The sequence below is a fragment of the Streptodolium elevatio genome (assembly GCF_040649515.1).
Taxonomy (GTDB): Bacteria; Actinomycetota; Actinomycetes; order Streptomycetales; family Streptomycetaceae; genus Yinghuangia; species Yinghuangia elevatio.
In genome coordinates, this window is the sequence record NZ_JBEZFP010000227.1 from 1 (window position 1) to 8141 (window position 8141).

At 69.0% G+C, this 8141-nt stretch carries 4 protein-coding genes; 3 read left to right on the top strand and 1 reads right to left on the bottom strand.

Features of this window, described 5'->3' with window-relative positions:
* Positions 1 to 1784: 1784 nt before the first annotated feature.
* Complete coding sequence (locus AB0C36_RS41835; protein ID WP_358364729.1) at positions 1785 to 2228, bottom strand: hypothetical protein; 444 nt, start codon at positions 2226 to 2228, stop codon at positions 1785 to 1787.
* A 543-nt stretch (positions 2229 to 2771) separates the two neighbouring features.
* On the opposite strand from AB0C36_RS41835, the gene AB0C36_RS41840 reads away from it, so the two are divergent.
* From AB0C36_RS41840 to AB0C36_RS41850, 3 genes are all read left to right on the top strand, one after another.
* Positions 2772 to 4349, top strand: a complete 1578-nt coding sequence (locus AB0C36_RS41840; RefSeq protein WP_358364732.1) for a hypothetical protein — start codon at positions 2772 to 2774, stop codon at positions 4347 to 4349.
* A 211-nt stretch (positions 4350 to 4560) separates the two neighbouring features.
* Positions 4561 to 6261, top strand: coding sequence for a hypothetical protein (locus tag AB0C36_RS41845; protein ID WP_358364735.1), 1701 nt, complete (start codon positions 4561 to 4563; stop codon positions 6259 to 6261).
* Positions 6262 to 6515: 254 nt separating this feature from the next.
* Entirely contained in the window at positions 6516 to 8102 is a 1587-nt protein-coding gene (locus AB0C36_RS41850) for a WxL domain-containing protein (RefSeq protein WP_358364737.1), read from the top strand.
* Positions 8103 to 8141 lie beyond the last annotated feature (39 nt).

Genomic DNA, 8141 nt, shown 5'->3' on the forward strand with positions numbered 1-8141 from the left:
TGGCAGGCCGGGTGACTGTATGTCGCAGATGCCGAACCCCGAGCCGGCTCGGGGTTCGGCATCTGTCGCGTCCTGGTCGTCGGTCTCCTGACGTGGCCGACGTCGACTGCCCTCGGGCGCGCCTGCCGCCGCGAGCCCGGACGGTGGCGGCCCCGCGTCCGCGCACCTGTCGTTCGCCTGCGGGCCCGGCCCGCGGGCGAATTTGAAGGGGCGCCGGATAACCCGGCCAAGTCATGCGGCGCGCGTAATCGTGCCGAGGAAACCGGGCCGGCCCGTCGATTACGCCGAGAAATTCGAGGCGGTGTCTACGGTAAAAGCGGAATCGGCATCTCCGGCGCACGGAACGGAATATTCCGTTCAACTTCGGAAGGGTTATTTCCTCAAGAATGGATCAGTCGTTTGATCGCGACGGCCGCGGAGCGCGTCGCAAAGTGTCCCGGACATTTCTTGATCCTCACATGGATTCGCGGTCGGATTCCGCCGCGGGGGCCCCCTGCGGGTCCCGCCTCGCCGGACGAGCCGGCGTCGCCGGTCGGCCGACGCCGGTACCGCGACCCCGGTCGGGCTCCGACGGGTCGAATGGCGAGCGTCTCGGCGCGTGCCGCCCGGACGGCAGCGCGTGGCGGTGTCATGGGGGCTCGAGACACGCCGTGGGCGGATCGCCCGTGGCGGGCGTGCCCTTCAAGGTGCCTGCGGCGGCGGCCCCTTACGGGGCGCATGGAGGAGCGATCGAAGGGCGCGCGTAAGGCGCGCTGAGGGCACTCGCGCGCCTGCCACTCCCCAGGAACCTCGCCATTCACCAGGGATACAGTCATCGACGACACCTCAGGACCTTCTCCGCCGGGGGGGCGGCGGCTCCCCGGGTTCTGCGGGACGGTCGGCCGGCGGGGGCGCCCTCGGCCTTGCAGGGCGGTTGCTGCATCGCCAACTCGGTTTCCCCGCGGGCAAGATCAGCGACGGCGGGACGCACCGGGCACGGAGCACCGCCGCGGGCCGCGCCATCGTGTGCGCGTGGCCGGTGCCTCGGCGCGAGTGGATCTCCCGCAGGCATCGCGCATCTGTTCTCGCCCGGCCCCTCGGCAGAGAGAACTCTCCTGGCGTACGTAACTCTCCGTAATCATATGTGGCGGACGACGGGCGGGAAATTTGGGATTCCGCAGTCGGGGATCCATTCCGCTATGGATCCGCGTGTGGCCGGCGGCGAGGCGGGCGGCCGTAGGCCGCCCTGCCCGGTGTCGTTCGAGGCGGAGTGGAAAATCCTGGACATGTGATTCCCGTGAATTGCCGACGAGAATTATGCGACCTTTCCGTCCGGGGGATTCACCTATCCGGGTCGCGGGTCTGAGATATTCGCACCGAGCCCCCGCCCCCGAATATCCGCCGGCTACCCTCGTGCCGCCGACCCGCGCATCACGTGAGGACCGTCGGTGCCGTGGCCCGGCTGTGGGGCGGTGCGCACGGCCACGCGAACACCGGCGCTCCCGCGTACCCCTGTCCGCCGCCCACGATGCGCCCTGGGGCCCGTCGCCGGGGAACGCATCGAGCCCCCGTCCACGGGACGGGGGCTCGGGTGGCGCTGTGTGGTTGTACGGCCTACAGGGGGTGTTGTACGTTCGGACCCCCGCACGCTCCGCCCGTCTCTCTCAGGCGGTGCTTCGTGGGTGTGCCTGGGCCGAGGGCGCTCGCCGTTCTGCCCGTACTTCTACTACGGACAGGACGCTTCGCGAGCGCCCGAGGCCAGGCCCCGACGCACTCCCGCGGCAGGCCGGGCGTCACTCAACCGGTCAGAGCGGGAAGCCCGTCGCGGACACCAGGTAGCAGTTCACTTCCGCGCCGGGAGGCGTGATGACGAGCTTGATCCGGGTGGGAGCGCTGGGGTACGCCGCAGTGGAGCCGGACTTCGACAGAACGACCGGGCCGGCCCCGGCGGTGCCGTTGATGCCGGTCTCGATCTGGCTGGTGTAGTACGTGGTGGCGGTAATCGCAACGCCCGGGATGGGCGAGGTGAAGCTGGTGAACAGCGTCAGGTTGCCCGAGCCGTCGCGCTCGAAGGAGACGTCGACGTCGTTGTAGTCCGGGGTTCCGGGCGGGCCGTTCGGCGCGAGGTAGCAGTCGTAGATGGCGTCGCCGGTGCCGGCGGCAGCGGCAGGTCCGGCCATCGCGAAGGCGCCTACGGTGAGGCCGACGGCGCAGGCGGCGGCAGTTGCCGCGCTCTTGATCTTGGACATGTGTGGTGCGTTCCTTTCCCTACGTCGGTAGTCCGGAACGCGGGGCCCGCAAGCTTCACGTGAGACCCGCGCAGGACTGATGCGGTGGGCGGTACGCGGTGCGCGGAGCAGGTCTTCCGACGCTGCTCCGTGTTGCGGTGGGACCCGGGTGCCAACCAGGAAGGTGACGGCATGGGTCACGTTGCTCATTTCACCCCTTGGCGAGAGTTCCGTCAATACCCGATTTCTTCATGGATCGACATTCCGGGCCCGCCGATGATCCAGTTGGCGTCGCCCCGAACGCGCCCCGCATTGGTGACACGTGTCGAGCGAATTGGTGCCGCCTCGGTATTGATTTTGCGGCCCTTTACAGACACATTCCCGGTGGACCATTGGACCTCCGCACGCCGCCCCACTCTCCGGTGCACGTCGGTCGGAGATCACTCCCGGTGAGGGGTGGCTGCGGCCGAGATCTCCGGTGCGTCTCCGGCGCCTGGGGGTCCGTTCACGAAGGAGCACAACTTGCAGCTGCGAAGATTGGTCCCGCGGCGGACCGTGGCCGCGATGGCCACGGGTGCACTGGCGGTGGCCGGTGCCGTGGTGCTGACGGCGCCGTCCGCCGGGGCCGGGACGATTACCCCGACGGTGACATGTGTGCTGCCGGCGGGGCAGGGCACGTTCACCGGTCCGCAGAGCATCACCTTGGAGTTGGACAAGTCCACGGTTGAGCCCGGCGGAACGATCAGCGGGAAGGTGACCCTGGGGACGAGTCCCGCGGTCAGCCCTCTGGCCATGACGATCTACGCCACCCCGCGCATCAAGCTGAACATGCGCGGCGCGGCGACCGGCAGTGTCACGATCACGGGCCCTGAGGTTCGCATCGACGTCGTGGCGGGTCAGGCGCCGCCGCTCGAGCCGTACACCGGAACGTTCACTGTTCCGGCGGGCGCCACGCCCGGAGGGAAGATCGAGTTCACCCCCGTCGAGATGGTGACCGACGCACGCTTCGCACCCGGTGTGGACCCGCCCTTCCCGACGGTGTGCACCGCCGGCGCGGGCTCGGACGCGACTTTGGCCGAGGTCACCATCGCCGGTGGGGAGCCGGCGGACCCGGTTCTCACCGGTCCGGCGGCCCCCGTGACCGTGGGTACGGCGGCGACGTTGTCGGGTACCGGGTTCGCTCCGAACGCGACGCCGTCGGTGTCGCTCTGTGACTCCAACGGGAGCAACTGCCTGGCGGAGCGGTTCTCGGCGAACACGCTGGCGATCAACGCATCCGGCGCGTTGTCGGGTACGGCGACGCTCGCGGCGTCGGTGACGCCCGGCAGTTACCAGGTGAAGGTGAGCGACGGCACCAAGTCGGCCACCGCATCGCTGACGGTTCAGGCCGCCGCCGAGCGCAAGGCGAAGGTCGAGCCGGCGAGTGGACCGGTGGGCATGCAGGTCACGGTCACCGGTACCGGCTGGACTGCGGGCAAGACCGTGTACGTGGTCGGCACCGACGACTCGGGTATCGCCGGCCCGGGTGTCGTGACCGCGGTGGTCAAGGCGGACGGCACGTTCACCGCGACACCCACGGTTGCGACCGCGAGCGTCACGAAGTTCCGTGTCCGGGAAGGCATTTCCGGTTCCAGCCCGACGGTCTTCACGCCGTTCACGGTGGTTACCGGGCCGGCACCGCAGACCCAGAGCCCCACGGTCACGTTCACCCCGGGCGATCTGTCGATGAGCCAGGCGGGAACGGGGATCAACTTCGGTTCCGCGACCCTCAACGGTGAGGCCCAGCGGCTCACCGCGCCGCTGAACCAGGTCACCGTGGTCGACGCCCGTGGCGGCAACAACGGCTGGACGCTGACGGGCGCCATGACCGACCTGGTCGCGGCGAACGGCACGGACAAGATCCCGGCGGGCAACGTCAGTTGGACGCCGTCGTGTGCGGCTCTGCCGGGCAGCCTGTCGACGGTCACTTCTGGTTCCACGGGGCCGCTCGGCAGCACCGCGGCGACGCTGTGCAGCCAGTCGGCCGACCCGGCCAAGGCGACCGGCGGCAAGTTCACTGCTGACGCCGAACTCGCCCTGACCACACCGCAGTTCGCTGCGGCTGGCACCTACACCGGGACGCTCACTCTGACCCTGATCTGACGTCCCACCAACCCCTTCGGGGGATGCGCGGCCGGGCCCCCGGCGCACCGTACGAGTCCAGCAGGATCGGATGCGATGCGCTGGGGGCCTTTCATGTCTTGACCTATCGCAAAAGGCGTGTATGGCAGGGGAGTTGCACTCCTGGGGGGCCATGCCGCCGGTGACTCCGACTGTTCCACATCGTGTTTGTCCATCGCGACCGAGGAGCGACGTGTCCCGAACTGCAAGCTTGTTGAAGAGGCGTGCCGGTGCCGCATTCGCCGGCACGGCACTGCTGATGGGTGGGGCGGGATTGACCGTCCTGGCTCCGGCGGCCCAGGCCGGCGTGGTCAACCCGACCGTGCACTGTGTGCTGCCGGCCGGCCAGGGCGAGGCCACCGGCCCGCAGTCCATGGATGTCACGCTGACCCCCGCCAACGCGTCGCCGGGTTCGACGGTGCACGCGGTGGTGACGCTGGGCACCGGTCCGGCGAACAGCACGGTCAGCCTCAACGACGTGCCGACGACCCCGTCGATCGAGCTGGCGATGAGCGGGGGTGCGACCGGCACGGTGACGGTGACCGGGCCCACCGTCAACATCGACACGGTCAGCGGGCAGCCCGTCCTGATCCCCACGTACGAGGGCGACTTCATCGTCCCGAACAACGCGTCGGGGCTGGTGAGCTTCACGCCGCTGCGTACCGTCACCAAGACGGTGGTGTTCGGCAGCAACTTCAACACGCCGTGTGACGTCGTGTCCGGCGGCGGCAGCATCGGCACGGTGAACGTCCAGGGGCCGGGCTCCGAGCAGCCCACCATGACCTCGCCCACCGGCACGGTGCGCCCGGGCTACACCCTTAACTTCTCGGGTGCGGGCTTCCCAGCGAGCGGTACGCCTGTCGCGTCCGTGTGCCCGGCAGCCGGCGGTGCCTGCGTGCTCAACCCCTTCACCACGACCAACCTGAGCATCTCGGCGGGTGGCGTGCTGTCGGGGACTGCGGTCCTCACCACGGCGATCCCCGACGGCCAGTACCTGGTCAAGGTCGCCTCGGGTGCCAAGGAGGCGTCGTCGACCATCACGGTCCAGGCATTCGTGCAGTCGGGCCCGCGCCTCGCCAGTGCAGCGCCGAGCTCCGGCCCGGTCGGCACCGTGGTGAACATCACCGGGTCCAACTGGAAGGCGAACGCCTCGGTGTTCATCGTGGGCACGGACGCGAGTGGGATCGCCGGCCCGGGCGTGCTGAGCGCGAGGACCGACCCGGACGGCAAGCTCTCGGCCAGCTACACGATCAACAACGCGAACGTGACGCAGATCCGGATCCGTGAGGGTGTGCCTTCCTCCAGCCCCACGGTCTTCCTGCCCTTCACCATCACGGTCGAGCCGGCCTCGTTGAGCGCCTCGCCGGCGGTCTCGAACCGCAACGGTGTCGTCAGCCTGACCGGTGCGCACTGGCCGGGCAGTGCCGCCCCGACGGCCGAGCTGTGCAACACCTCGGGTGCGGCCTGCAACGCGGCGTCGCTGACCAACTCGACGCTGGCCATCGACGCGAACGGCAACCTGACCGGCACGGTCAAGGTCGGCGGCAGCGTCACGCCCGCGAACTACACCGTGAAGGTCACCGCGGGCGGCGTCTCCGCCACCACCCCGCTGACCGTCCAGAAGCACTCGATCTCGCTCTCCCCGTCCTCGGGCCCGCTGGGCACGAAGACGTGGATCACGGGTGACGACTTCGCGGACTGGGCGTGGATCAAGCTGTACGGCGTCAACGCGGCCGGTCAGAAGACCGGTGACTACAACTACGCCGCCGCAGACGGCGCCGGCAACTGGATCACCTGGATGTACCTGAACGACCCGGCCACCGTCCGGATCGTCGCGGAGGAGACCTTCAACTCCAGTATCAAGGCATCGGCGCCGTTCACGTACACCCCGTGACCGACAGCTGATCCCGCAACACGCACCGTCGTACGGCACGTCCGTTAACTCGGGCGTGCCGTACGGCATTTCCGGCAGGCAGCCCTGTCACGGGCGAGCTCACGATCGTGGCGGCAACCGCCAATATCGACAATCCGTGCCATGCAACCGATCCAAGCGCCGCCCTTTCAGGGCGACTTCACCGTCCCGTCTGCGCCGTGCGATGGAGGAGAACTGTGTCGAGACAACTGATTCCTCGAAGAGCCGCGGCGGTCGTGGCGACGGGGGTCCTCGCCCTCGCGGGGGCGATCGTGTCCACCGCGCCTGCCGCGAACGCGCAGGAGACGACCTGGACATCGAAGTGCGTGAACCAGATAGCCACCGGGCTGGACATCCCGCCGTCGGAGACCAAGGTCGACGTCACGGTCTCGCCGGTCAAGGACGTCTACACCGTCGGTGACCTCGTCACCGTGAGCTGGAAGTGGAAGTCGTACAGCAAGGTCCCGAACGCCGGCCTGCCCGCCATTCCGAAGGACTCGACGAAGCCCGTCGGAAACCTCGAACTGACCGGGGCGCAGACGGGCACCGTCACGGTCGAGGGGCCGCGGCTGAACCCCGAGGCGCCGGTCGGTACCGACCTGATCCTCAGCGACATGACCGGCACGTTCACCCTGAACGCGGCCGGCACGGTCAACCTCGCGCCGAAGAACCACCGTACGTTCACGTTCATCGAAGCCATCGGGATCGATGCCGAGACACGGTGCGAGCCCCTGGGCGCCGCGCCCGGGACCGTGGCCACGTTGACCGTGCAGGATGGGCAGTCGAGTGGCCCGTCGCTCACCGCCCCCTCGGGCGAGGTACGTCCGGGCGCGACGATCGACCTGTCGGGCGCCGACTACACGCCGAACGCGACGCCGCATCTGACCTTGTGCGACGCGGCCGGAAATGCGTGCCAGACCAGCGGATTCGCCACCCATACGTTGGTGGTCGACAGCGCGGGCAAGTTGACAGGCACGGCCACGGTTTCGCCCTCCGCTTCCGAAGGGCCGCACGTCGTCCAGGTCACCGACGGCACCGCCGCCGGCAAGGCGACGATCACGCTCAAGAACTTCGTGCCCGACGGTCCACCGAGGGCGTTCCTGAGCACGTCGAGCGGACCGCTCGGCACGGTGGTCACCGTCACCGCCGAGAACCTGCCGCCGAACAGCAACATCAACATTAGCGCGCTGGACGCCGACCAGTTCGACCTCGAGGGCTTCGTCAACCTGACCAGCCTGCCGGACGGCACCATCCCTCCCACGGAGTTCACCGTCACCGACCCGTGGACGTCGTTCATCCGGGTACGGGCCGGGACCGACGACTCCATCGCGGCGATCCTGCCTTTCCACATCGCCTCCGCGCAGGGCACGCAGGAGCCCACGGTGACGCTGGCTCCTGGGACGTTGTCGATGTCGCAGGCGGGGACTGGGATCGACTTCGGCTCGGTCACGCTCAACGGTGAGGCGCAGACGGTCGAGGCGGTGCTGAATCAGGTGACGGTCACGGACGCCCGTGGCGGCAACCTGGGTTGGTCGCTGACCGGCGCGATGACCGATCTGGTGGCGGCGAACGGCACGGACAAGATCCCGGCGGGGAACCTCGTCTGGACGCCGTCGTGCGCGGCGACCCCGGGAAGCCTGGACGAGGTCGCCAACGGTACGGCCGGTCCGCTGGGTTCGGCCGCTGCCGTGCTGTGCAGTGTGGCCGCGGATGGCGGGACCACCGGCGGAAAGTTCACCGCCGACGCCCAAATCACCCTCACCACACCGCAGTTTGCCGCCGCAGGCGCGTACTCCGGAACGCTCACCCTGACCCTCATCTGACAAGATCGGCGCCGGGTGCCCGGAGAATTTCCTCCGGGC